1 protein-coding gene is annotated in these 302 nt (G+C 57.0%); it reads left to right on the top strand.

From position 1 onward, the window contains the following. Positions 1–14: 14 nt before the first annotated feature. A partial coding sequence (locus tag LZP73_RS19920; RefSeq protein WP_234236642.1) for an aconitase family protein occupies positions 15–302 on the top strand: 288 nt, incomplete at its 3' end.

Genomic DNA, 302 nt, shown 5'->3' with positions numbered 1-302 from the left:
CACAGCCGGTGTTTATGGATCTCGCCAAAAAAGGTGTGGTAGCAGATTTGATCGGCGCAGGCGCAATCATCAGAACCGCGTTCTGCGGCCCATGCTTTGGCGCGGGCGATACGCCAATCAACAACGGTTTGAGTATTCGCCACACCACGCGTAACTTCCCGAACCGCGAAGGCTCTAAGCCAGCTAATGGGCAGATGTCAGCGGTGGCGTTGATGGACGCTCGTTCTATCGCTGCGACTGCGGCAAACGGTGGCTATTTAACCTCTGCCAGCGAACTCGATTGCTGGGACAACGTGCCGGAG

It is taken from the genome of Shewanella sp. AS16 (assembly GCF_021412365.1).
Taxonomy (GTDB): Bacteria; Pseudomonadota; Gammaproteobacteria; order Enterobacterales; family Shewanellaceae; genus Shewanella; species Shewanella salipaludis.
This window is presented reverse-complemented; position numbering and strand designations above follow the sequence as displayed.